The sequence below is a fragment of the Cutibacterium sp. KB22876 genome (assembly GCF_059728865.1).
The window spans coordinates 1,901,551-1,925,198 of sequence record NZ_AP040858.1 but is presented as its reverse complement, the minus strand read 5'-3'; the positions used below and the strand labels follow the sequence as shown (position 1 = coordinate 1,925,198).

The window sequence follows — 23,648 nt, the reverse complement described above, 5'->3', positions numbered from 1 at the left end:
CAGTACTCAGTGGCAGCAGTCCTGGGCCGCCTGAGCCTGATTGCGCAGTGAGGTGACGACCTGGTCGGGGTCATCGGATCGGTAGACGGCAGAACCCGCCACGAAGGTGTCAGCCCCGGCCTCGGCAGCGCGCTCAATGGTGTCAGCCGAGACTCCGCCGTCAATCTGCAACCAGATGTCCGCCCCGGATGCGTCAATGAGTTTGCGTGCACTACGGATCTTGGCGAGAACGGGATCGAGGAATTTCTGTCCGCCGAATCCAGGCTCCACGGTCATGAGGAGAATCTGGTCAAACTCGGTCAGGAAACCAGCGAGCTGCTCGACTGGGGTCGCCGGACGCAGTGCCACGGATGCTCGCGCTCCCATCGCCCGGAGTTCCCGAGCCAGCTTGATGGGCGCAGTGGCAGCTTCCAGATGGAATGTGACTGACTGGGCACCGGCCTCGACATATTGCGGTGCCCACCTGTCGGGGTCCTCGATCATGAGGTGGACGTCAAACATGAGGTCAGTGGTTGGACGCAGGGATGCCACAAAAGGTGCTCCCATGACGAGGTTCGGCACGAAGTGGCCGTCCATGACGTCGATATGCAAACCGTCTGCTGACGGGATTCGTCCCACCTCATCGGAGAGGCTGGCCAAATTGGCATTCAAGATGGACGGCGTGATGCGAACTGTCATGCTGCCAGCCTAGAGGGTCATACGGAGGCCGCGGGGAAGGACTCTCCTTGCTACGACGTTAACACCGTGACCCACCACCCCCGCTTGAAGTGATGGGGTACCCAGAGTTGATGAAGACGACTACCGCGTCGCTCGTCAACTATCGACACAGGCTCGAGTGCAGGAACACCGACGCCTGACCCGTGACATGTCGCGATGCACGGCCACTGGACGGTGGCCGATTCGGTAACTGTCACAGGTGGACATCCGCAATACCCTTTCGATGCATCATCACCAACATCGTGGCTTCCGCATCATCCACCGGTGACGACTGCGACTCACGCCATTGCCCCGGATGTGGAAAGGACATTGATCACGACTGACATAACCAGCCACACTTAAGGCGATCCTCGGGACCACCACCGTGGCCCCGAGGATCATTGGTATCAGGCAAGAGTTATCGGAGCATTGGCAGCCGGCATGCAGAAGGATGGCGAGGCCGGAGCACCCTTCTTGTTCGGGGCCTTGAGGGCATCCTGGTAGGCGACCTTGAGGTCCTTCATGGCCTGGTCGACTTCGGCGACCCGCACCCATGCGTTACCACGAATGAGACCAGCCCTGTCGATGGCACGGTTGAGCAGACGGATGGTGTCGTTGTCCTTGTAATTGATGACGCACGTGTCGCGATCAAACAGAACTTGCGCCATCAAGCGTCCCAGTTTGGCGCGCACGAACTTGGTGGCAACATCGGTCGGCTTAAGGTCAGGCATGGCCTGAGCTGTAGCGAGAGCCTTCTTGAGCGCAGCCACCTCGTCGGTCAACTGCGCGGGGGTGGAATCAAGAGAAATCAGCACGTTGATGGCGTGGGCAATCTCATCGAACACGACAGTATGCGCGTTCTGCACCTTGTCTTGGATGGTGAGAGTTGCGGTGTGCGTGGTGTCGCACATGGTCAGGAACAACTCGACACGAGCCGGAAGCGACTTGACGAAGGTGGTGACTCCCTTGATGACCTTCTCAAGCTGGGCCTTAAGAATCTTGGCCTGCTTCAGGAGGTCCGAAATGGTATCGATGACTTCCTTAGGAGACAGAGATACCTTGGCGACCTTGAGATCATTGGTCAGCGAGTCAATACGATTATTGACATCGCCGAGCAATGCGTATGCATCAGAGGTATTACTCGACACGGCGGAAACAGCCGGTACGGCAGCGTGAGCTGCGGGGGTAGAAAGAGCGGCTGGAGCCATCAGGGCACCGGCAACCAGTGGGGCGGCGATCAATTTGATCCTCATGAGGTTCTCCTCGTTAGAGCGACGTGTCCGCGACCTCGGACCACATCACGATCGCAGACGAGACCGAGTGCTGAGAATGGAAAAGCCGGGATATCCCCCAAAAAGCTACCTGCATGTATACCAAGGAACCTCGCAGGATGACGAGAGCTAACTTTCGTCCTCCACACCGTGTCGAGCACCACGCGCACCAAGACTGCTGCCGACCCATGTCACATGTAGCACGTTCTGACCTACGGTGTGGTTGCCCACCGACCCGGGGCAACCACACCCCTCGGCCCCGCTTCCGGAAATATCCAGTGCGTCAAGTGCCGACGTCAGCGTGGATTGGACTGTTTTTGCATCTTGGGATGTCGTTGACATCCTTCAGCCACACATATGCCTGATGATCGCATTCCTCACTCATCGTGTATGCGGAACAATGCGCAAAACATGGCATCGGTGCCGTGACGATGTGGCCACAGTTGGATGGCGTTTGAGTTTCCGGACGCAGCGATACCAGGAATGCCCGGGAGCATGGCAGGAGTGTCGAGGACGTCAACTGGCAGGGACGCGCGAGCATACTCAATGATGTCGATGGTTTCGGCTCGGTGCGGTGAGCACGTGACGTATCCGACGATCCCACCTGGTCGGCTGAGATTGACCGCCGAGGTAAGAAGTCGACGCTGCAGGTGCGTCAACTCCTCGACGTCAGCAGGAGTACGACGCCAGCGCGCTTCTGGACGTCTGCGCAGGGATCCCAGACCCGAACACGGCACATCAGCAAGGACGGAGTCAAAAGACCGAGCTGGAAGTGGCGGGCACATGCCGTCGGCAGTCATGACGCGATGGTTGCCCGGGATGGTCTTGAGGGCCTTCGCCACGAGATCAGCACGATGTTCATGCAGTTCCACCGCGGTCAGATTGGTGTTGTGCTGGTTCGCGAGTCCGGCCAGGAGCGCGGATTTGCCACCCGGTCCGGCACAGAGATCCAGCCATTGACCAAAATTGCCATTCGCCTCGGCTGCATGAAGCAAGGCCAGGATCACCAATTGAGAGCCCTCATCTTGTACGCCGACCCTCCCCTCACGCACCGCAGTGACATCGGACGGGTTTCCTGGACGCACGACACCCCATGGGGAATACCGAGTTGGGGTCCCAGACTCAATTTCGTCGCGCTCAGCGAGGCCAGGGCGGACGACCAGGGTCGGGACCGGCGGCTCGTTGTCCGCCAGCAGAGCGGCCTCCACCTCGTCAGTTCCAAGACGATCCTGGAAGGCCTTGACGATCCAGGTCGGGTGCAGGGTTCGCAGGGCCATGACGTCGACGCCCTCGCGTCCACCGATCTCACTGGCCCATTCCTCGAGGCTGTGGGTGCTGATGCGCCGGGATACAGCGTTGACAAGACCTGTTACTCGTTCTCCGATGACTTGACGGGACAAATCCACCGAAGTGGCCACAGCAGCCCGGGTGGGCACCCTCATGGCAAGGATCTGGTGTGCCGCCATCCGTAGGACGACGCGCACTCCGGGCTGGAGTTTGGCAGGGTTTCGCCCTGATGCCGCCTCAATGATGCGATCCCAGGTACCCGATCCGCGGGAGGTGCCGTCGACGAGCTCGGTCGCGAACGCCGCGTCACGTCCGGTCATCCCGGTGGCACGCAATTGGTCGGCCAGGGCAAGGTTGGCATAGGCACCATGGGTTTCGACGGCCAACAGTGCGGTGTATGCCAGCCGTCGTGCTGGATCCGTCTTGCGGCGTTTCTGGTGGGGACGCTGATTCATCGCAGCCTGGTTCCGGCGTCAATCCCTGCGCCTCGCGCCCAGTCAGCTCCGTTCATGGCCTTCTTCCCGAAAGCCTGGACCTGCAGCAGTTCGAGGGGCCGAGAACCAGTCCCGAGGAAGAGCTGTTTGCGGGTGGCGACGAGCTGGCCCGGTTGAGCCGTCGTCACGGTGTCCGGGACCGTGGCGTCGGGGCCAAGGTGGCAGGTGCGCAACACTTTGAAGCGCTTGTCATCGAGTTCAGCCCATGCTCCCGGGGTCGGGGACGTGCCACGGACCAGATGGTCGATCTCCTCGGCAGGAGCCGTCAGATCAATGCGGACGTCACCTGGGTGTATCTGTGGGGCGGTCGTCACCCCTTCAGACGACTGAGGCGTCGGCTCGATCCCGGAATCGATGTCCTCGAGTGTCTGAGTCACCAGCGGGGTCGCGGTCTGGGCCAGTTCGTCAAGGAGCTCACCAGCTGTGGTCGTCTCGCCAATCGGCACTGTCATGGAGCGATACACCGGTCCGGCGTCGAGGTCCTTGACGAGTTGGAAGACGCAGGCACCCGTCTCCTCGTCCCCAGCCATGATGGCCCGCTGCACCGGGGCAGCTCCCCTCCAACGGGGCAACAGGGAGAAGTGCAGATTGATCCAACCATGTTCCGGCGCAGCCAGGAGATCAGTGGGGATGAGACCGCCATAAGCGACAACGACTGCGGCATCAATGTCGAGGGCCGCGACGGCGTCGTGTCCCTCGCCGGACTTCACGCTGGTTGCCTTGATGACGCGAATGCCAAGATCCTCGGCGGCCTTGGCGACGGGGCAGGGACGGGGTGTGCGGTGACGCCCTACTGCGGCGTCAGGCCGGGTCAGGACGGCAACGACCTCATGATGTGGGTCGTCAACAAGGGCCGTCAGGGTGGGGACGGCTACGTCCGGGGTGCCAGCGAAAAGTAATTTCACCCTTCCAGCCTATCGGCCGGGCAACGCCTGCCGGCTTCACAAGAGATGCGCAGGATCGATGACGACGCGCAGAGTGCCCTGCTCATGGTTCATGGTGTGTTTGGAACGCAGGTGGAACAGAGTTGAGGACAACTCCCCGACGGAGAGTTGTCCCACCGGACGCACGATGATCCGGTCACGCTCACTCTCTCCAGCTCGCCGCTGTTGAGGGGCCGGGCCCAGTACTTCCAGCTTGTCCCCCATGTCCGCGTTCAGTCGCTCGGTTGCCAGGGCGACCGCTTGCGGTTCCCCGTCGACGATCCCACAGGGAACCGCGGGTGGGAACCGAGCCTCTCGTCGGTCTTCGAGCTCACGGGCCGCCCAACCGATGGGATCGTTGCGAACCATGGCCTGCAAGGCAGCATCCTCCGATGGGCCGACGACGACCACCCGCCCGCCATCGCGAACTGATCTGACGAGGGCCATGATCGCCATCCAGCGATCAACGGTCTGCTCCACCGCAGCCAGCCCCGGTCGAGACAGGGAGGACAGCGCATCGAGGATGACGGCGCAGGCGTATCCCGATTCCGGCGCTGGTTCAGCCCCCGGCGTGGCGACGACGAGTCTGGGAGCTGGGTCGACGCTGTCTCGCACGTGGTTTCCCGAGGAGTCGACGACGGGCACGTCCGGGAAGGCGCGGCCCAGTTCGCCGGCCGTCGTCGTCGCTCCGACGATTCCGGACCTGACGTCGGTGGAACCGCACTCGGGGCAACGCCACCGAGGTAGATGGGTGCCGCACCAAGTGCAGTGAAGGTCAACTCCCGTGTCAGTACGCCGTCCTGTCACCGGGCCGCCGCAGGAAGGGCATCTCACGGGTGTCCGACACACCGAGCAGGATGGTGAGACCAGATCCCCAACTCGAGGCACCGACACCAGGACCGGTCCACGCAGCAACCCCTCACGGATCGTCGTCATGGCCAGATCGGGCAACCGCACGGATCGGGCCAACGGATCTCGTTCCAGAGCGAAGTCGGAATCCCCTGGGACGCGCACCGGAGCACAGACAGATCTCATCGTCTGACGGTCTGCCCCAATGCCCACGAGCCAGCCTGACCTCAGCCAGGACGCACTGCGAACCGAGCAGGAATAGCTCGCCAACAGCAGGGCGCCGTGATCGACCTGGGCTCGTAGGGCGGCGACATCTCGGGTGTTCGGGTAGGGAGCTCGCGGTTCGTCATGGAGGTCAGAGCCCTCGTCCCACACTGCGACCAGTCCGAGGTTCTCGACGGGGGCCATGACAGCTGACCTGGTGCCGATGACGACCTTGGCCGTGCCACGAATGACGGCCAGATAATGACGCCATCTCGTCGACGCCGGTTGATCAGCGTGGAGGACGGCCACCGTCCCCGCCCCCAGGACGGCTTCGAACCTGGAATGGAGGGCGGTGACATCCTCGACGGTCGGACAGCAGACAATGGCACTACGCCCGGAGGCAAGAGCTGCGGAGACGGCCTGCAACAGGCCATTGCCCCAGTCCCCCAGACCTTCGTCATCTCCCGGACCGCATACCGGAGTGACCCGCCAATGAGCTCGGGGACGCTCGCCGGCTGCCACCAAGTCGAGGAAATGACGTCCATCCGTGAGAGCCCGCAAGGTGCCTGACGGCATCGTCGCGGACGGGACTGGCCACGGCGGCGGGTCAGCAGCCTCTGTCGTCGCGTGACGGGTCGGAATGGCCCACCTGAGCACCTCGTCGAGAGTGCCAGCCCAGTGATCGGCAACCTTACGAGCCAGCCTGAGCTGGTTCGGGGTCGACACGACCTGTTCTGAGATCAACTTCACGACCGGGGAAAGCTTGACCCCTGGTTCCTGTTCGTGGTCGACCACCATCACGACGCCGTCACACAGCCGTCCGGCGAGTTTCACCCTGACCCGCGCACCCACCTGAATCCGACCGACGAGGTCATCAGGGATGAGGTAGTCGAAGGGACGGTCTAGGTGCGCCAAACCAGAGGAGACGACCACATGGGCAATCCATGTGGTCGTCTCGAGCAGCGGTTCGGTCATGGGTCAGATGCTACGGCCCACCACCGACGGCATCGCGACAGGTGGTGTTCTCTCAGAGACGGGCGGCCGCGGCCAAGGCCTCGGCACGGTCCGTCACCTCCCAGGTGATGCCGGGGAGCTCGCGTCCGAAGTGTCCTCCGGCGACGAGCTGGGAGTAAATCGGACGAAGCAGGTCGAGGTTCTTAATGATCGCCCCGGGACGAAGGTCGAAGACCTCGGTGACTGCGCGCTCGATCTCGATCTCGGGAACATGGTTGGTCCCGAAGGTGTCGATGCGGAATCCCACTGGACGCGCGGCACCGATGGCGTAAGCCACCTGGCACTCGCAGCGGTCGGCCAGACCTGCGGCGACGACGTTCTTGGCCACCCAGCGCATGGCGTAGGCAGCGGAACGGTCGACCTTGGAGGGGTCCTTGCCGGAGAAGGCACCGCCACCGTGACGGGCCATGCCGCCATAGGTGTCGACGATGATCTTGCGACCGGTCAGACCGGCGTCGCCCATGGGGCCACCGATGACGAACTTGCCGGTCGGGTTGACGAGCACCCTCATGTCCTTGTGATCAAGGTCGTAGCGCTCCAGCACCGGGTCGATGACCAGGTGACGCAGATCAGGGGTCATCGTCGCGTCGATGTCTACCCCGTCGCGATGCTGGCTGGAGACGACGACGGTGTCCACCGCTACCGGCTTGTCGTTCTCGTCGTAACGGATCGTCACCTGGGTCTTGCCGTCGGGGCACAGGTAGTCCAGCGCGCCCTCCTTGCGGACCTTGGTGAGTTGCAGGGACAGGGCGTGGGCCATGTCGATCGGAAGTGGCATGAGGGACGGGGTCTCGGTGCAGGCATATCCGAACATCAGGCCCTGGTCGCCAGCGCCCTGAGCGTCGATAAGGTCAGTGGAACCATGCCGAGTTTCGTAGGCTGAGGTCACGCCCTGGGCAATGTCGGGGCTCTGGGCATCAATCGCGACCGAGACGCCACAGGAAGCACCGTCGAAGCCCTTGGCCGAGGAGTCATAGCCGATCTCAAGGATGCGGGAACGAGCAATACCCGCGATGTCGACGTAGGCCTCAGTGGTGACCTCGCCGCAGACCATCACCTGACCAGTCGTCACGACCGTTTCCACGGCTGCGTGGGAATGGGGATCCTCGGCAAGGAGAGCATCGAGGACGGCATCAGAGATCGCGTCAGCAATCTTGTCGGGATGGCCTTCCGTCACCGATTCGGATGTGAACAGACGAGTGGTGGGCATGATGGTTTCCTGTCCGCGCGGCCACAAGCCGCGCATCGTGTTACTGAGTGGCCAGCAGCGTGTGGACCTCGTCGAGGACCGCTACTGCAGCCTGCGACTTCGATCCGGTGACGCGTCGACCGGGCCCCTGCTGGTGGACCACGGTGACGTCGGTGCCGACCTTGCCGAACACCTTCCCCTCGCTCACGTCGTTGACGACCAATAGGTCGCATCCCTTGCGGGCGAGTTTGGCCTGCGCCAGCTCAAGGAGCTGGGCACGGTCAGGTGCCGTCTCGGCGGCAAACCCGACGACGACCCGATGCGGTACCGATTGGGCACAGATCCGGGCCAGGACGTCGGGAGTCTGGTGGAGTTCGAGGGACGTCGTCGCGCCGACAGCGGAGTCCCCCTCGTGTTTCTTGATCTTGGTGTCGGCGACCACCGGTGCGAAATCGGCGGCAGCAACGGCCTGAATGACGACATCGGCGTGAGGTGCCAGATCGTCCATGGCCTCGGCAAGGTCTTCAGTGCTGTCGATCCGCGTCACCTCGACACAGGACGGTATGGCGACATCGACGTGAGCTGCAACGACGTGAACGTCCGCACCTCGAGCAGCTGCCACTTGAGCGATCGCCTTCCCCATCCGTCCGGATGAGGAGTTTCCGAGGTAACGCACTGGGTCGATGGCCTCGCGGGTGCCACCCAGCGAGATGACGACGCGTTTCCCTGCAAGGTCCCGGCGACACATTGCGTAAGCGGCATCCGGACAGGCCAGCAACAGCTCAACGAATTCGGCGATCTCATCCGGATCAGGTAGTCGCCCAGGACCGGAGTCCCGACCGGTGAGGCGCCCGGATGCAGGATCCTTGACGACGATGCCATGACGACGAAGGGTCGCGACATTGTCGACGGTGGCTGGATTCTGCCACATCCCGGTGTGCATGGCAGGAGCCAGCAGAACCGGCGCGGACGTGGCGAGAATCGTCGTCGTCAGGAGGTCGTCGGCGTGACCACCAGCGATACGCGCCATGAGATCGGCGGTCGCCGGAGCAACGACGACCACGTCGGCACGCTCGGCCAACCGAATGTGCTCGACGCCGGGAACGTCGTCAAAGACCTCGGTGTGGACCGGATGTCCACTCAGCGCCTCCCACGTGGGACGACCGACAAATTCGAGGGCAGTCCTGGTGGGGACGACGTGGACCTCATGACCGGCTTCGGAGAGGAGCCGCGAGAGCAGACACGCCTTGTAGGCGGCGATTCCTCCTCCGACACCGAGGACGACGACACTCACGCCAGACTCAAATCAGGCGTTCGGATCAGCGAGGTCGGCGAAGGGATCGTCGAGCTCGATGGCCGGGGCCTCCTGGGCCGCAGCGGCCTGAGCAGCGATCTCCTCGGCGTCCATCTCATGGGCCTCAACGACACCGGCCTGGATCTCACGCATGGCGATGGACAGCGGCTTCTCCTGGTTGGTGGTCTCCACGAGCGGGCCGACGTTCTCCAGCAGGCCCTCCGCCAGCTGCGAGTAATACGCATTGATCTGACGGGCGCGCTTCGCGGCGAAGAGAACGAGGCGGTACTTCGAGTCGACGTGCTCGAGGAGCTGGTCGATGGGCGGGTTGACGATGCCTTCAGGCGTGGTCTCGGTCAAGGAATGTCCTCCCAGTATGGTCATAGACCCAGCAACTCTACCAGAGAAGCAACGGCATGGTCCACGGTGTCGTTGACGACCACGGCGTCGAACTCATTGGCGTTCGCCAGCTCCACACGAGCCGTCTGCAACCGGCGCTCCCGCTGTTCGTGGGTCTCCGTCCCCCTACCGATCAAACGGTGGACGAGCTCGTCCCACGATGGCGGGGCGAGAAAGATCTGCGTGGCCTGCGGATATGTCTCGCGCACCTGGCGGGCACCCTGAAGATCGATTTCAAGGATGACGGTGCGATCGTCCGCAACCGCCTTCTCAACGGGTTCGCGTGGGGTGCCATACCGGTGGCTGTTGTGGACGACGGCCCACTCCAGCAGCCCGTCACCGTCGACAAGCTCGTCGAACTGCGCCGGGGTGACGAAGTCGTAATCGATGCCGTCGCGCTCAGTGGGGCGAGGTGGACGGGTCGTCACCGACCTCGAGACGACGATCTCGGGGTGACGACGCAACAACGCGCCGACTACGGTTCCCTTGCCGACGGCTGTTGGCCCTGAGACGACGGCCACCGTGACGGGATGGTCGTGTCGAAGACCACGGGCCTGTGGGATGACGGGGTCGCTGCTCATGGCAACACCCTAGTGGTCAATGGCGACGACGTCGCGCAGGGGTGAAGAACCTCAACAACGGTCGAACTCGGCACGCAGGCCGGCGATCTGATGTCTGCCCAGGCCACGAATGCGGCGATTCGGGGCGATATCGAGACGCTCCATGATCTCGGCAGCGCGCTTCTCCCCCACGCGAGGAAGGGCCTTCAGCAGGTCAACAACCTTGACGTGGGCGAGTACATCATCCTCGGCAGCCTCGTCCAAGGCCTCGGACAACGACAGGTCCCCGGCGCGAACCCTCGCCTTGAACTCAGCTCGGACTCGCCTGGCCCGTGTCGCTGCTTCACGAGCAGCCGAAAGCTGTTCCGGTGAAAGAGTGGGTATGGACACGAGCCCCTCCGATCAAGTGTGCAGCCATTCCGAACAGTGCGGAAGGTCTCCACCAGAACCCTGGTGGAGACCTTCGGTACACTAGTCTGCTTAGTCGGAGCCTGGGGACGATTCGTGGGGATCTGTGTCCAATTCGTGATCGTTGGATGTCGGATGTTCTTCCGATTCCAGATCTGCCCCGTCAGCGGACTCCTCCACCACTGATTTTTCGGCCGCGTTCTCGCCGTCACCAGCAGCCTCCGGGGAGACAACGTCCGCAGAGGACACGTCCTCCACCCGAGCAGGGCCATGAGCAACGACGGCGTTCAGCAAACCGTTGAGGAATGGCGCCGAGTCATCGGTCGAGAACTCCTCACTCAGCTCAATGGCCTCAGAGATGACGGCCGGGTCCGGCGTATCCGTGTGCAGAATCTCGAAGGTGGCCAGGCGGGCGAGGACACGATCGACGCGCGGCATCCGATCCAACGTCCAGCCCTCGGACAGACAATCGGTGAGGACTGAGTCCAGGCCAGCCTGAGAGGCAGCCACCCCGCGAACCAGATCAGCCGCGAACGGGCGTACCGGGTTGGTGAAGACGCCCGGGCGGGCGGCCAAGACCTCGAGGGTGTCGGTACCCATGAGGTCAGCCTCGAACAGAATGTCGAGGGCCTGTTTGCGAGCCTTGGACCGCGTCGAGAGGTCAGCGTGCTTCTGGATGTCTCCGCTGATGCGCTTGACTTCGAGATCCCCGATCCTCTCGATGGGGCCCTCGTCGTCAGGCGTCGGAGTGATGTTCGTACTCACTTCTCGGAAATACGACCGAGGTAGTCGCCGGAGCGGGTGTCGACCTTGATCTTCTCACCGGTGGTGATGAAGAGCGGAACCTGAATCTCGCGACCGGTCTCAAGGGTGGCGGGCTTGGTGCCGCCGGTGGAACGATCACCCTGCAGGCCAGGCTCGGTGTAGGTGATCTCGAGCTCGACCGAGGCAGGCAGGTCAATGTACAGCGGGTTGCCCTCGTGCAGGGCGACGGTGGCGGTCTGGTTCTCGAGCATGAAGTCCTTGGCGTCGCCGACGACCTCAGAAGGAATTGGCAGCTGGTCGTAGGTGGTCTCGTCCATGAAGACGTAAACGTCGCCATCTTGGTACAGGTACTGCATGTCGCGACGATCAACCTCGGCCGACTCGATCTTGACGTCAGAGTTGAAGGTCTTGTCCACAACCTTGCCACTCAGCACGTGCTTCAGCTTGGTCCGAACGACGGTGTTGCCCTTACCCGGCTTGTGGTGCTGGAACCAGATGACCGTCCACAGCTGGCCGTCGAGGTTGAGAACGGTGCCGTTCTTGATGTCATTGGTGGAGATAACCACAGGTCGGTCCCTTTCGAGATGAATTGCGTCGATCACGGATCAGGATGCGGCACGCCAGCCGACACCCTGGGCAAGTCTAGCGGACGCAGGGCTTCAACCCCCTATGCCGGTGGAAGGCAGACCCATGACAGGCAGGTGCGGACCACTCGCCGCCCCCACGACATGGTCCCGTCATGTCCCGTTCATGTCATTGAGGCCTTGGCCGCACACCTCTTCAGTAACGTTGACATCATGCACGACCTTGACTCCACCGGGCTGCGCGCCCACTTTGATCCCGCCACGGATTCCGACCAGCACTCGCTGCGCGAATTCATTGACCTGGTCGCTGATGCCGGATATGTCGTCGATTCCGATGAGCACGGAGACGATCCCGAACTCATCGCTCCAGACGGTTCCGCCGTGGAGACCTGGCATGAGGATTATCCCTATCCGAATCTCATGGACAGGCGCGAGTACGAAACTCAGAAAAGGTTGCTGCAAATCGAGCTTCTCAAGCTCCAATACTCCATTGACGACACCGGCGACCGTCACGTCATCGTCTTTGAGGGACGCGACGCAGCCGGGAAGGGTGGCGCGATCAAGAGGTTCAGTGAGCATCTCAATCCCCGTCGATGCCGTACCGTCGCCCTCGACAAGCCTTCGGACCGCGAGCTCGGTCAGTGGAACTTCCAGCGTTACATCCAGCACTTTCCCACTGCCGGCGAGATAGTCCTCTTTGACCGATCTTGGTACAACCGTGGCGGCGTCGAACGGGTAATGGGATTCTGTACCGACGAAGAGCATCGAATTTTCCTGCACCAGGCCCCAAAACTCGAGGAGATGATGATTGAGTCGGGAATCCACGTCACCAAATTCTGGTTCTCGGTAACCCGTCAGGAACAGCGCACTCGGTTCGCAATTCGTCAGCTCGATCCGGTTCGCCGCTGGAAGCTCTCCCCGATGGACTTGGAATCCTTGGGACGTTGGGACGATTACACCCGCGCCAAGGAAGAGATGTTCGCCGCGACTGACACCGATGCTGCCCCGTGGATTTGCGTCAAGTCCAATGACAAGAAACGCGCGCGTCTCAACGCCATGAGGTATTTCCTGTCCCAATACGATTACGAAGGCAAAGACGAAGATGTCGTCGGCCAGCCCGATCCTCGGTTGGTACGTCGAGCCCGAGACACCGTTGGAGACTGAGGGAGGCTGTCCCGCCGGGGGTGGATGGCGGCGCCCCTGACGACGGGGCTGATACGTGACTCTGGGTGCCGTCGTTCACCTGAGTTGAACCCCGTGGGAATGAGCCGTGCCGAGTTGAGGATGAAGGCCGTCTCACTACCGACGTGAACCAGCGCCGCTCCGAGAGGTCCGAGAGCTCCGGTCGCGGCCAGGACCATGCCGAGGGCATCCACGGCCAGGGTCCCGACGACGTTGAACCAGATGATGCCTCGCACCCGTCGAGCCGTTCTGACGGCGCCGACGAGGTCGGCAAGGTCCGAGGAGATGAGGACGACGTCGGCAGATCGTCTAGCTATCTCGGTACCGGCGCCCATGCCCACCCCAACGGTGGCTGCCGAAAGAGCGGGAGCGTCGTTGACGCCATCACCAACCATGACCACCTTGCGTTCCGATGCCATGAGTTCCGAAATGACATCGGCCTTTTCAATCGGACGCAATCCAGCACGGACCTCGTCAACACCGACCTGATCGCCCACTTGTCTGGCTGTTGCCTCCGCATCTCCCGACAACATGACGACCTGAAGCCCCATGCGATGCAACTCCTCAATTGCTGCTGCGGACGTCTCACGAATCTCATCAACGAACTGGATTGCGCCAATCCATTCGTCGTCCACCCACACGTATGACCTAGCGATGGCGTCTGTGGAGAACCCGGCCGGGACGCGTCTGCTGACCTCGACGCGGCGGCCGCCGACGACGCCTGAGACACCATGTCCAGGCTCATAGCGGAAGTCCTCGGCCATCGAGACCGTCACGTCACCGGCCGCGCAGATGGCACGGCCAACCGGGTGTTCGCTGAACTGCTCGACGGATGCGGCCAGGGAGAGGACATCCTCGTCCGCCCAGCCCGCAGCCGGGTCGACCCCCGAAACCGTCGGTTGTCCAGCAGTGATCGTGCCGGTCTTGTCGATCACCACCGTGTCGACCTGACCTAGTTGCTCCAGGTGCACGCCGCCTTTCACGAAGGCTCCGCGTCTGGCAACCCGGGCCATGCCAGCCAGGATCGCCAGTGGCGTACCAGCTGCAACACCACATGCACCGGCGACGACGATGACCGAGATGGTGGCTCGCAGGTCATGGGTCGCGAACCAGGTGATGACTGCAGCGAGGAAGGCTGCTGCGACGATCCAGGTGGCAACGCGATCGCTGAGCCGCTGAACCGGGGTTGGGCTGTCCTGGTCGGAGCGCACAGCCTCGACGATCTGGCCATAACTGGAGTTGGCACCAACGTGCTCGACCCGCACCTCGAGGGCGCCTCCGTGATTGACCGAACCTGCCAGGACACGATCCCCTCCCCGTACTGCCACCGGCATCGGCTCTCCAGTGATCCGGGACTGGTCCACCTCGGATGCACCAGTTTCGACGAGTCCATCCACGGCGATGCGGTCTCCCGGGGAGATGACGACGAGGTCCCCCGAGGTCACACCGGCCAACGTCGTCTCGATGATCCCCTCGTTGCATCGCACCCGGACCGAGTCGGGAAGGAAAGCCATGAGGTCGGTGAGTGCGTCACGGCCACGTTCCATGGACAAGTCCTCGAGAATCTCGGCAACGAGGACGAATGTGGTGATCATGAGTGCGGTGACCCATTCACCGATGGCTGCGGCAGCAGCGATGGCGAGCAGCATCGACAGCTCCATACTCATATGGGCATGACGCAGGTCGTCGAAGGCCTCAGCGAGGAAGGGCCAGCAACCGATGATGAGGCAGATGATGCCAACCGCAGGAAAACGATGGCCCGGCCACGTGAGCCCCAGCCCGACGACGACCGCCGCAACGGCACAGAGAGCGACGCGCCAGGCGAGGTTGATGTCAATGTGTTCGCGCCACGTGGGCATGTGATCTCCTGAACGTGAGTGTGCTCAGCGCAGGTGCACGCGCTGGAAAGGCGCCTTGGTGGGCGTGAAACGTGAAACGGGCTTCGATGGGCAAAGCCCGGGAACAAAGGACTCAGGCCTTGCTCGACTGGCGGGCAGGACATGATCGTGCCCGAGTCATCTCAACCATGTGATGGCTCGGGATCACATCAACCTCGTGCTCAGCCTGGAAGACAGCCTGCGACACGAGATTGCGAGCATGCTCGTCGGTGAGGCTGTAGTACATCGTGGTGCCGTCGCGGCGGGCCGAGACCATACGACCCATGCGCAATTTCGCCAGATGCTGGGAAACAGCAGTAGGGCGTTTGCCCACGACATCGGCCAGGTCCTTCACGGACATCTCTCCATCCCGAAGGGAGAGGATGATGCGGATGCGAGTTGGGTCGGCGAGCAAGGCGAACACCTCCGCTGCAAGGTCGACATAGTCGCTGTCGACACCAAATGTGCATGTCTTCATATCTTCGCGCATATGAAGATAGTAGGTGTGGGCGGTACCGAGCGACAACCCAGAGAGTCCTGGTAAAGGCCCATTCACAGCACGGACCAAGGGAATCGTTGGGCGTTGCCTCGACTCTCACAACCGGGATCTCCACATGAGAGCGCGCAGGCTCGTGATGTGAGGACAACCTCAACAGCCGTGGGCCGGGGCCCGGCAGCAACTGTCGATGTCAGGCAGGCTGCAGGCTCCGGTAGCACTCGACCAGCACGTCCTCGTCGGGATCGACGATCATCGCGACGTCGCCGGGCTTGCTGATGCCGACGAGCCTCAGGACCCGCCGACCGGTCTCAGGATCGAACCGGGTCTTCTTGTCGAGGTCCATTGTCCCGCGCAGATCCGCCCACTCGACCTCGTCGAAGGTGATGGGCAGTCCGATTCCCAGCAGGATGGCCCGGGTACGAGACACCACCTCGTCAGACAGTCCCAGGTACCGCCGAGACAACTCAGCAGCGAAGACCATCCCAACGGCGTCCGCTTCACCGTGGCGCCAGGTGAAGTGCGTGTGGGCCTCGACGGCGTGAGCCAGGGTGTGCCCATAATTCAATCTCTCGCGGCCAACGTGGCCACTCGATGACGTCCGTTCATGCAGATCTCCACTGACAACGGCCGCTTTGACAGTGACTGCTCTGGTCAGCACCTCAACGAAGGCCTTCGAGGTGACGTCTAGAACGTCCTGTCCCTCAACAAGATCCAGGATCACCGGGTCATCGATGAACCCACACTTGACGATCTCCGCCATGCCCGATCGCACCTCACGGGCATTCAGGGTCGTCAACAGGTCGGTGTCGCACAGCACCGCTTTCGGCTCGTGGAAGGCCCCGACAAGGTTCTTTCCGGCCGGGATGTTGATACCAGTCTTGCCGCCGATCGCGGCGTCGGCCATGGCAAGCACCGTCGTCGGGACCTGAATGACGTCGACCCCACGCATCCAGGTCGCCGCCAGGAACCCGGCGAGATCCGTGGCGGCTCCCCCACCGAGACCGACGATGACGTCGCCGCGAGTCATGCCAGCCTCGGCAAGGCCCTGCCAACCGCGGGCCAGCACATCAGGTGACTTGGCGGCCTCGGCGTCCGGCACCTCGATGACGACCGGATCGTGAATTCCAAGTCGCCCGACGCGGTCCACGAGTGGCTGGGGACACACCACGGCGACCCTGCGTCCTGCCACCAGAGTGGGCAGTTCCGTCACCGCGCCGGGGCCAATCCGCACCTGGTAGGGCTGCGCCGTTGGTACCTCGACACGGCTCATGACTTCCCCTCCAGGTCGGCCAGCTCACTCATGATCGCCTCGACGACCTGGTCAGGGGTCAGTTTGTCGGTGGCCACTCGGATAGTTGCCGGGCGCTCGTACACCGCTCGCCTATCCGTCATGAGCCGCACCAATTGCGAGTGCACTTGGCCTCCCAACAGTGGTCGGCCGGTGTCCTTCAGCCCCACCCGGTCAGCCGCGGTACGAGCCGAGACGTCCAGCCAGACGACGCACACCTGGTCCAAGGCCTTACCGACCTCGATGTCGACCGGCGCTCCCCCACCGAGGGAAACCACCCCGCCGCGTTCGATCGCAGCGAGGGTCTCCCGCCTCTCCACCTGGCGGAAGTACGGCTCTCCCTCGACGAGGAAGATCTCCGGGATGTCGCGCCCCTCGACCTGCTCGATGAGAGCATCGACGTCGACGAACTCCTCCTCCAGGCGCTCAGCCAAGAGCGGCCCCACCGTCGACTTGCCGGACCCTGGAGCACCGATGAGGACGATGACACTCACGGGGCCACCACCAGACCGCGTTCGGCCAGGCGACCCAGGTAGGCCTGAGCGTTACGGCGGGTCTCGGCCACCGAGTCTCCGCCGAACTTGTCCAGGGCGCACTCGGCCAGCACCAGGGCAACCATGGCCTCGGCCACGACACCTGCCGCCGGGACCGCGCAGACGTCGGAACGCTGATGATGGGCCGTGGCGGCCTCACCCGTGGTGGTGTCGATCGTCGGCAGGGCGCGGGGAACAGTTGCGATGGGCTTCATGGCCGCCCTCACCCGCAACACCTGGCCGGTGGACATGCCGCCCTCGGTACCGCCCGCACGATCACTCATGCGGTGGATACCCGCCTCGGTCGGCTCCATCCAGTCATGGGCCTGAGAGCCGCGACGACGGGCCAGCTCAAAGCCGTCCCCCAGTTCGACGCCCTTGATGGCCTGGATCCCCATGAGTGCTCCGGCGAGACGCGCATCGAGTCGTCGGTCCCCCTGGCTGTGGGATCCCAACCCGGCAGGCAGGCCATATGCCAACACCTCGACGACACCACCCATGGTGTCGCCCTCCTTGCGGCACGCCTCCACCTCAGCAACCATCCGCTCGCTCGTGGCCGGGTCAGTACAACGCACCGGATCAGCGTCAATACGGGCCAGATCCGCCGGTTCCGGCCGCACATCCTCAGGACACTCGATAGGCCCGAGGGACACGACATGGGACAACACATCGACGTCGAGGGCCTGTTTGAGGAAGGCCTTGGCAATTGCTCCCAGGGCCACTCGCGCAGCGGTTTCACGGGCCGATGCGCGTTCCAGGATCGGCCGGGCCTCATCAAAGTCGTACTTCTGCATACCCGCGAGGTCAGCGTGTCCCGGACGGGGACGGGTCAGAGCAGCTCCACGAGCCTGACCGGCCAGCTCCTCGGGGGATACCGGTCCGGGGGCCATGACGGTACGCCACTTATCCCATTCGGAGTTACCGATCCGGATCGCGATGGGATCGCCGAGGGTCTCCCCGTGACGGAGTCCCGCGATCAGCTCCAACTCATCGGCTTCGAAGGACATCCGGGCCCCTCGCCCCACCCCGAGGCGACGACGTCGCAACTCCTCTGAAATCTCGTCGGCCCCGACGCGGACATGGGCCGGGATGCCCTCCATCGTCGCGACAAGGGCAGCGCCGTGGGACTCCCCGGCAGTGAGGTAACGCAACATGGAGCCCAGTCTCTCAAAGGCGTGCGCGCTCAGCCAGAGCGTTCTGCGCTGTGGACCTCAAGATATCCATGGGAACGTCATGGCCCGTCATGAGACGAATCTGGTCGACGGCCTGTCCGGCAAGCAGGTCGAGGCCATCGATAACCGTGATGCCGGCGTTCTCCCCAGCCACCGTCAGCGGCGTCGGCCACGGGTCGTAGATGACGTCGAAGACGGCGTCAGCATGGGCAGCGAGGTCCTCAGCCCGGTCCATGACAGACCCGGCCGGAACCGTCGAGACCATGAGGTCACAACGCGACGGCTCGGACTCGAAGGGCAACCAGGCGACGCGGATCCCGAGACGGTTGGCAAGCTCAAGGATCTCGGTCGACCGATCGCGAGAGCGCGACATGATGATGACCTCGTCTGCCCCCAATTGGACGGCAGCGGCAAGAACTGACCGTGCCGTCGCCCCCGCCCCGAGCATGACGACCTTCTCAACCCCGGTGACGCCCCGAGACCGAAGCGCAGCCCCGGCGCCGGTCACGTCGGTGTTACGGACGATGGTTCTCCCGTCACGACGTACCCAGGTGTTCGCCGCTCCGAGCAGTTCGACGGTCTCGTCGGTCTCCCCCAACTCACTGAGATCAACCTTGTGGGGCATCGTCACCGACAAGCCGCGCCACGACTCGTCTAGCTCATCGACAAAGGTGCGCAGTCCACCGGGCTCGACGTCAATGGCGTCGTAGGACCAGTCCAGTCCGAGAACCCGATATGCGGCCCGATGGATTGCCGGCGACACGGAATGAGCCACTGGATGACCAACGACCGCGCACCGCATCGTCAACTCCTCCCGATCAGCACTTGCCCTTGTGGTCCTGGCACCACGCCTGGAACTTCTTCACATTCTTCTCGTGATCGGCCAAGGTCTTGGCATAGGCCGTCGTCCCCTTGTCGGGATCCGTGACGACCCAGTACAGGTAGTCGCTCTTGATCGGGGTCACGGCCGCCTCCATCGACGCCGTACCAGGATTGTTGATGGGAGTCGGCGGGAGGCCATTGTGCAGGTAGGTGTTGTAAGGAGAATCCTTGGCACGCTGCTCGTCGGTCGTCGTCAGCTTTCCGTCGGCATGGTTGGCGTACAGCACCGTCGCATCCGATTCCACCTTCATACCCTGGTTGAGACGGTTGTAGATGATGCCGGCGACCATCCTCATGTCCTTGGGGTTCCTGGCCTCCTTCTCCAGGATGGAGGCGACGATGAGGGCATCATAGGGACTGCGCTTGATGGCCTGGGCCTGACCCATGAAGTTCATGGTGTTCACCTGTTTGACGAACTGGTTCGCCTGCATCTGCAGAATCTCCAGCGGCGTCGGGTTGGAACCCACCTCGTAGGTGTCGGGGAAGAGGAAACCCTCCGGACGGTCCTTGGCCCACACCGGCAGGCCAAGCTTCTTGGTCTGCTTGTACGCGACCTTGAAACTGTCGACGGGCATGGTGGTGCCCTTGGCCATGATGGCGAACTGTTCCTCGGTTGTCAGTCCCTCGGGAAGGGTGACGCGAGTGCGCTGGATGTTGTCCGGGTTGCCCAGGATGGAGACAGCCTTCGCCGCGCTCATGTGGGTCTTGAGCTTGTACTGGCCGGCCTGGATCGTGACGTCAGACTCCGACTCGCGAATGGCCTTGTTGTAGGCCTTCGTCGACTTGATGACGTCGTTGTCGAGCAGGATCGATCCGACCTCGCTCACCGACGCGCCCGAGGGCACACGCACCAGGACGTCCTTCTCACCGTCTCCGAGGTAGTCGTCGGCCGACTTGTACGAGATGTAGGCGTCATAAGTCTTGACACCGACGAAGACGCACCCACCAACGAGAACCGCCAAGGACAAGATGACCGCCACAGCACTGCGAAACTTGTACCAGAACTCCGCCTTGGGGTCATCTTGTTCGTCGAACGGTCCGTTCACGAATCCGTCCCTCCTGTCGTCGTCGCCGATCGGGCCGACCGGACTTGCTCCAACACGTGCTCCAGTATGGCCACCGCAGCCACCTGATCAATAACGCCACGCTGTTTGCGCGCGTCTCGCCCGGCATCGTGGAGAGCACGAGCGGCCGTACGTGTCGTCATCCTTTCATCGACCCAGCGCACCGGAATCGGACTGATGGCCTCGGCAAGCTGATGTCCGGCCTGCCGGACATCCCGCGCGGCGATCTTCTCGGTGCCGTCGAGGGCCACCGGGAGGCCCATGATGACCTCGACGGGCTCATACTCGGCGACAATCTCGGCCAGGCGCTGTACCGGACGATTCGCGGTCTGCACCGTTTCTACCGGGAAGGCAAGGATGGCATCACGGTCACTCGCGGCCACACCGATCCGGGCCTTCCCCCAGTCGACAGCGATCCTCACACCGCGCAGGGAGGTATCGGGGCGCTCCTCGGAGTTCACAGCGCAGCCAACTCGGCGTTGATGGCACGAAGTGCGGCGTCGATACCAGAAGCATCGCTGCCGGCCCCCTGAGCCATGTCATCCTTGCCGCCACCGCGGCCACCGATCGGCCCCGTGCCGGCCTTAATGAGGGCACCAGCCCTGGCTCCGGCGGCGCGAGCGGACTCAGTCGTCGCGACGATCATGGCGGGCTTGTCGTCTGTACCTCCGATGAGGGTGACGACCGCCGGGCGATCCTTGACGCGGACCCGGACCTCGGAGGCCAGGGTGCGCAGGTCGTTGCCAAGAACACCAGGCACCCTGGCCGCGATGAGGTCAAAGGACCCGGCCGGGGTGGCACCGGCGACGATGTCGTCAACCTGCCCCATGAGTTCGCGGGTGCGGGCGGCGGCCAGCTTGTGCTCAGCGTCCTTGAGGTCGGCAGCGAGCTTGGAGACGCGGTCGGCCAGCTGGTCAGGCTGCACCTTGAGGATGCCGGTGAGCTCGTTGACCAGGGCACGCTCGGCAGCCATGTGGCGGAAGGCATCGGTGGAGACCAGCGCCTCGACGCGGCGAGTCCCTGAACCGACCGATTGTTCGCTCAGCAGGCTCAGCATGCCGATACGACCGGTGGAGGCGACGTGAGTGCCACCGCACAACTCGCGGGACCACGGGCCGGCCAGTTCGACGACGCGCACGATCGGCGGGTACTTCTCGCCGAACATGGCCATCGCTCCCATGGCCTTGGCATCCTCAAGAGGCATCTGGGTGTCGGTGACCTCGAAGTCGTCGTGGATGGCGACGTTGCAGCGCTCCTCGATCTCCTCCTTGAGGGATTCCGAGAGTCCCTTGGTGGCCGAGAAGTCGAAACGCAGGTAGCCGGGCTTGTTGTAGGAGCCGGCCTGGGTGGCCGACGGCCCGACCAGCTCGCGCAGGGCTGCGTGGATGACGTGGGTGGCGGTGTGGGCCTGGCAAGCTCCAAAACGGGTGGTCGGGTTGACCTGCCCGGTCACCTTGTCACCGACAGCGAGGTCTCCGTCGAGACGTACCTTGTGGACGATGAGGCCGGGAACCGGGCGCTGGACGTCCAGGACCTCGAGATCGAAGCCATTGGCGCGGATGATGCCGGAGTCGGAGTCCTGGCCACCCATCTCGGCGTAGAACGGGGTCTCGGCGAGCACGACCTCGACGACTGATCCGGACTCGGCAACCGTGACGGAGGCACCGTTGGCGATAATGCCAGTGACGGTGGTGTCGACGGTCAGATCCGTGTAGCCGAGGAAGGGAGTCTCGCCGAGGGCGCGCACCTGGGAGTAGGCCTCCGGGTCGGTGAGCAGGCCCTTCTTGGCCTTGGAGTCTGCCTTGGCACGGGCGCGCTGCTCGGCCATCAGGGCGGTGAACTTGTCACGGTCAACCTGCAGGCCCTGTTCGGCCGCCATCTCAAGGGTGAGGTCAATCGGGAAACCGTAGGTGTCGTGCAGCTGGAAGGCCTTATCGCCAGACAGGGTCTTGGAGCCCGCAGCCCTGGTGTCTGCCACCGCGGCGTCGAGCATCGCGGTACCGGCGCTGAGGGTACGACGGAAGGTCTCCTCCTCGGCAGTGGCGGCCCCGATGACTCGATCCCACTGAGCGAGGACGTCCGGGAAGGAAGCAGACATGAGGTCACGGGAGACCGGCAGCAGCTCAGGTAGCACCGGATCCTCCACACCGAGCAGACGCATGGCACGGACGACGCGACGCAGCAGACGACGAAGCACATATCCACGAGCCTCGTTGCCGGGGGTGACGCCGTCGGTCATGAGCATGAGGCCGGAACGGACGTGGTCGGCAACCACGCGCAGCCGGACGTCGTCGTCATGGTTGGCGCCATAACGCCTGCCCGACATCTCCGAAGCCTTCTCGATGACGGGGAAGACCTGGTCAATCTCGTACATGTTGTCGACGCCCTGGAGCAGGTACGCGATGCGCTCCAGACCAGCGCCGGTGTCAATGTTGAGGCTGCGCAGCGGGCCGGCGATGTCGAAGTCTTCCTTGGCGCGAACCGCGGACAGATCCTCGGTCTCGAACACGAGGTTCCAGATCTCGAGGTAACGATCCTCATCGGCCTGCGGACCTCCGTCGGGGCCGTAAGCCGGACCACGGTCGATGTAGATCTCGGAGCACGGGCCGCCCGGACCGGGGACGCCCATGTGCCAGTAGTTGTCCTTAAGGGAACGGCCCTGGATGTGCTCATCGGGCACCCCGACGGCTCGCCAGGCCTCGCGCGCCTCGATGTCGCCCTCGGGGTAGTCCGGATGGAATCCCGGGCCGAGGACCGTCACCCAGATGCTGGCCGGGTCAAAGCCGAATCCACCTTGGTCGGCAGGCTTGGCGACGAGCTCCCAGGCGTACTGGATGGCCTCATTCTTGAAGTAGTCACCGAAGGAGAAGTTGCCCAGCATCTGGAAGAAGGTGCCGTGGCGGGTGGTCTTGCCGACCTCGTCGATATCGAGGGTACGGACGCACTTCTGGATGCTGGTGGCGCGTTTCCACGGGGAAGGCTCGGTGCCCATGAGGTAGGGCTTGAACGGCACCATGCCGGCATTGACGAACAGCAGCGTGGGGTCGTTGTACAACAGCGAGGCGCTCGGCACCACTGCGTGACCCTTGTTCTCGAAGAAGTCGACGAAGCGCTGTCCGATCTCCGCTGTTCTCATGCCTGGTCCTTCTTGACGTGGTCGCTGATTGTGGCCTGTGGGAAATCCTGACAAATTTTCAGGACATACCGGGTCCCA

Annotated in this window: 22 protein-coding genes; 1 reads left to right on the top strand and 21 read right to left on the bottom strand. The window is 63.2% G+C overall.

Annotation, left to right across the window (positions count from 1 at the left end):
• Positions 1 to 6: 6 nt before the first annotated feature.
• From rpe to efp, 12 genes are all read right to left on the bottom strand, one after another.
• Positions 7 to 678, bottom strand: a complete 672-nt coding sequence (gene rpe, locus AC6I1W_RS08720; protein WP_065672774.1) for a ribulose-phosphate 3-epimerase — start codon at positions 676 to 678, stop codon at positions 7 to 9.
• A 425-nt stretch (positions 679 to 1,103) separates the two neighbouring features.
• Complete coding sequence (locus tag AC6I1W_RS08715; protein WP_117189089.1) at positions 1,104 to 1,949, bottom strand: CAMP factor family pore-forming toxin; 846 nt, start codon at positions 1,947 to 1,949, stop codon at positions 1,104 to 1,106.
• Between the two features lie 395 nt (positions 1,950 to 2,344).
• On the bottom strand, positions 2,345 to 3,709 hold the full coding sequence (locus AC6I1W_RS08710) for an RsmB/NOP family class I SAM-dependent RNA methyltransferase (protein ID WP_117189087.1): 1,365 nt from the start codon (positions 3,707 to 3,709) through the stop codon (positions 2,345 to 2,347).
• Positions 3,706 to 4,653 carry a methionyl-tRNA formyltransferase gene (gene fmt, locus AC6I1W_RS08705; RefSeq protein ID WP_065672771.1) on the bottom strand — a complete coding sequence of 316 codons (948 nt, stop codon included), beginning with the start codon at positions 4,651 to 4,653 and terminating at the stop codon, positions 3,706 to 3,708. The genes AC6I1W_RS08710 and fmt overlap by 4 nt, the downstream gene beginning before the upstream one ends.
• Before the next feature lie 36 nt (positions 4,654 to 4,689).
• Positions 4,690 to 6,699: a primosomal protein N' gene (locus tag AC6I1W_RS08700; RefSeq protein ID WP_117189085.1), complete on the bottom strand. Its 2,010-nt coding sequence runs from the start codon at positions 6,697 to 6,699 to the stop codon at positions 4,690 to 4,692.
• Between the two features lie 52 nt (positions 6,700 to 6,751).
• Positions 6,752 to 7,948 carry a methionine adenosyltransferase gene (gene metK, locus AC6I1W_RS08695; RefSeq protein ID WP_065672873.1) on the bottom strand — a complete coding sequence of 399 codons (1,197 nt, stop codon included), beginning with the start codon at positions 7,946 to 7,948 and terminating at the stop codon, positions 6,752 to 6,754.
• Between the two features lie 40 nt (positions 7,949 to 7,988).
• Positions 7,989 to 9,221, bottom strand: a complete 1,233-nt coding sequence (gene coaBC / locus AC6I1W_RS08690; protein ID WP_117189083.1) for a bifunctional phosphopantothenoylcysteine decarboxylase/phosphopantothenate--cysteine ligase CoaBC — start codon at positions 9,219 to 9,221, stop codon at positions 7,989 to 7,991.
• A gap of 12 nt (positions 9,222 to 9,233) precedes the next feature.
• Positions 9,234 to 9,581, bottom strand: a complete 348-nt coding sequence (rpoZ, locus tag AC6I1W_RS08685) for a DNA-directed RNA polymerase subunit omega (RefSeq protein WP_002516821.1) — start codon at positions 9,579 to 9,581, stop codon at positions 9,234 to 9,236.
• A 20-nt stretch (positions 9,582 to 9,601) separates the two neighbouring features.
• Positions 9,602 to 10,201, bottom strand: a complete 600-nt coding sequence (gene gmk, locus AC6I1W_RS08680) for a guanylate kinase (protein WP_117189081.1) — start codon at positions 10,199 to 10,201, stop codon at positions 9,602 to 9,604.
• Between the two features lie 51 nt (positions 10,202 to 10,252).
• Positions 10,253 to 10,570 (bottom strand): integration host factor, actinobacterial type, encoded by a 318-nt coding sequence (gene mihF, locus AC6I1W_RS08675; protein ID WP_016667665.1) that lies wholly within the window; start codon positions 10,568 to 10,570, stop codon positions 10,253 to 10,255.
• 90 nt (positions 10,571 to 10,660) lie between these two features.
• Positions 10,661 to 11,353, bottom strand: a complete 693-nt coding sequence (nusB, locus tag AC6I1W_RS08670) for a transcription antitermination factor NusB (protein WP_069101361.1) — start codon at positions 11,351 to 11,353, stop codon at positions 10,661 to 10,663.
• Entirely contained in the window at positions 11,350 to 11,919 is a 570-nt protein-coding gene (efp, locus tag AC6I1W_RS08665; protein ID WP_016667663.1) for an elongation factor P, read from the bottom strand. The genes nusB and efp overlap by 4 nt, the downstream gene beginning before the upstream one ends.
• 231 nt (positions 11,920 to 12,150) lie before the next feature.
• On the opposite strand from efp, the gene ppk2 reads away from it, so the two are divergent.
• Entirely contained in the window at positions 12,151 to 13,101 is a 951-nt protein-coding gene (gene ppk2, locus AC6I1W_RS08660; protein ID WP_015582679.1) for a polyphosphate kinase 2, read from the top strand.
• Here the strand turns inward: ppk2 and AC6I1W_RS08655 are convergent.
• From AC6I1W_RS08655 to alaS, 9 genes are all read right to left on the bottom strand, one after another.
• Positions 13,020 to 14,978, bottom strand: a complete 1,959-nt coding sequence (locus AC6I1W_RS08655; RefSeq protein ID WP_117189079.1) for a heavy metal translocating P-type ATPase — start codon at positions 14,976 to 14,978, stop codon at positions 13,020 to 13,022. The genes ppk2 and AC6I1W_RS08655 overlap by 82 nt on opposite strands.
• 112 nt (positions 14,979 to 15,090) lie before the next feature.
• Positions 15,091 to 15,486, bottom strand: coding sequence for an ArsR/SmtB family transcription factor (locus tag AC6I1W_RS08650; protein ID WP_117189077.1), 396 nt, complete (start codon positions 15,484 to 15,486; stop codon positions 15,091 to 15,093).
• A 199-nt stretch (positions 15,487 to 15,685) separates the two neighbouring features.
• Positions 15,686 to 16,765, bottom strand: a complete 1,080-nt coding sequence (locus AC6I1W_RS08645; RefSeq protein ID WP_117189075.1) for a 3-dehydroquinate synthase family protein — start codon at positions 16,763 to 16,765, stop codon at positions 15,686 to 15,688.
• Positions 16,762 to 17,277, bottom strand: a complete 516-nt coding sequence (locus AC6I1W_RS08640) for a shikimate kinase (protein WP_117189073.1) — start codon at positions 17,275 to 17,277, stop codon at positions 16,762 to 16,764. Before AC6I1W_RS08640 ends, AC6I1W_RS08645 begins: the two co-directional genes overlap by 4 nt.
• The gene (gene aroC / locus AC6I1W_RS08635) at positions 17,274 to 18,470 is read right to left on the bottom strand and encodes a chorismate synthase (protein ID WP_117189071.1); all 1,197 of its coding nucleotides are present in this window, start codon (positions 18,468 to 18,470) and stop codon (positions 17,274 to 17,276) included. Before aroC ends, AC6I1W_RS08640 begins: the two co-directional genes overlap by 4 nt.
• A gap of 13 nt (positions 18,471 to 18,483) precedes the next feature.
• On the bottom strand, positions 18,484 to 19,290 hold the full coding sequence (locus tag AC6I1W_RS08630; protein ID WP_117189069.1) for a shikimate dehydrogenase: 807 nt from the start codon (positions 19,288 to 19,290) through the stop codon (positions 18,484 to 18,486).
• A 16-nt stretch (positions 19,291 to 19,306) separates the two neighbouring features.
• Positions 19,307 to 20,416 (bottom strand): endolytic transglycosylase MltG, encoded by a 1,110-nt coding sequence (gene mltG, locus AC6I1W_RS08625; protein WP_065672760.1) that lies wholly within the window; start codon positions 20,414 to 20,416, stop codon positions 19,307 to 19,309.
• A complete protein-coding gene (ruvX, locus tag AC6I1W_RS08620; protein ID WP_171048567.1) occupies positions 20,413 to 20,856 on the bottom strand; it encodes a Holliday junction resolvase RuvX in 444 nt (147 codons plus the stop codon). The genes mltG and ruvX overlap by 4 nt, the downstream gene beginning before the upstream one ends.
• A 35-nt stretch (positions 20,857 to 20,891) precedes the next feature.
• A complete protein-coding gene (alaS, locus tag AC6I1W_RS08615) occupies positions 20,892 to 23,570 on the bottom strand; it encodes an alanine--tRNA ligase (protein WP_117189065.1) in 2,679 nt (892 codons plus the stop codon).
• Positions 23,571 to 23,648 lie beyond the last annotated feature (78 nt).

What these genes read in the sequence shown, in the direction of transcription:
- rpe (WP_065672774.1), bottom strand. Translation starts at nt 678, where the DNA reads ATGACAGTTCGCATCACGCCGTCCATCTTGAATGCCAATTTGGCCAGC.
- AC6I1W_RS08715 (WP_117189089.1), bottom strand. Translation starts at nt 1,949, where the DNA reads ATGAGGATCAAATTGATCGCCGCCCCACTGGTTGCCGGTGCCCTGATG.
- AC6I1W_RS08710 (WP_117189087.1), bottom strand. Translation starts at nt 3,709, where the DNA reads ATGAATCAGCGTCCCCACCAGAAACGCCGCAAGACGGATCCAGCACGA.
- AC6I1W_RS08700 (WP_117189085.1), bottom strand. Translation starts at nt 6,699, where the DNA reads ATGACCGAACCGCTGCTCGAGACGACCACATGGATTGCCCATGTGGTC.
- metK (WP_065672873.1), bottom strand. Translation starts at nt 7,948, where the DNA reads ATGCCCACCACTCGTCTGTTCACATCCGAATCGGTGACGGAAGGCCAT.
- gmk (WP_117189081.1), bottom strand. Translation starts at nt 10,201, where the DNA reads ATGAGCAGCGACCCCGTCATCCCACAGGCCCGTGGTCTTCGACACGAC.
- ppk2 (WP_015582679.1), top strand. Translation starts at nt 12,151, where the DNA reads ATGCACGACCTTGACTCCACCGGGCTGCGCGCCCACTTTGATCCCGCC.
- AC6I1W_RS08655 (WP_117189079.1), bottom strand. Translation starts at nt 14,978, where the DNA reads ATGCCCACGTGGCGCGAACACATTGACATCAACCTCGCCTGGCGCGTC.
- AC6I1W_RS08650 (WP_117189077.1), bottom strand. Translation starts at nt 15,486, where the DNA reads ATGCGCGAAGATATGAAGACATGCACATTTGGTGTCGACAGCGACTAT.
- AC6I1W_RS08645 (WP_117189075.1), bottom strand. Translation starts at nt 16,765, where the DNA reads ATGAGCCGTGTCGAGGTACCAACGGCGCAGCCCTACCAGGTGCGGATT.
- aroC (WP_117189071.1), bottom strand. Translation starts at nt 18,470, where the DNA reads ATGTTGCGTTACCTCACTGCCGGGGAGTCCCACGGCGCTGCCCTTGTC.
- AC6I1W_RS08630 (WP_117189069.1), bottom strand. Translation starts at nt 19,290, where the DNA reads ATGCGGTGCGCGGTCGTTGGTCATCCAGTGGCTCATTCCGTGTCGCCG.
- alaS (WP_117189065.1), bottom strand. Translation starts at nt 23,570, where the DNA reads ATGAGAACAGCGGAGATCGGACAGCGCTTCGTCGACTTCTTCGAGAAC.